Source organism: Alkalibacterium sp. m-11, from assembly GCF_054658155.1.
Genome location: NZ_BAAGIR010000398.1, coordinates 1 through 375 on the forward strand (window position 1 = coordinate 1; position 375 = coordinate 375).

General features: G+C 37.1%; 1 pseudogene. It reads right to left on the minus strand.

What is annotated here, in order from left to right:
- Positions 1–120: 120 nt before the first annotated feature.
- A pseudogene (locus ACYQ2O_RS12955) lies at positions 121–375 on the minus strand (IS3 family transposase); the annotation flags it as partial.

Sequence of the window (375 nt, forward strand, 5' to 3'; positions counted from 1 at the left end):
GGACACAATTAGAGGAAAAATATTTTGATCGCTTTAATGAGGATATTCTATCGGTACTTGAATCTCAGGAAAATCAGGCGTTTTCACCAAATGACTCAGGGGATACACACCCGTTTTAAAATAATCATAATATTGATTAGGAGATAATTTCGCCAGTTTCCACTGATAGCGTTCTGTATTATGATAATCCATATAGTCATCAATAATGGGGTGAAGGTCTGAGAACGCCTCAACATCACCAAGATAAGCTATTTCGTCTTTCATGTGTCCAAAGAAGGATTCTTGGGGAGCGTTATCCCAACAGTTTCCTCTTCGTGACATAGATTGACGCAGTTCTTTATCCGCGAGTAATTTTTGAAATTTTATACTTGTATA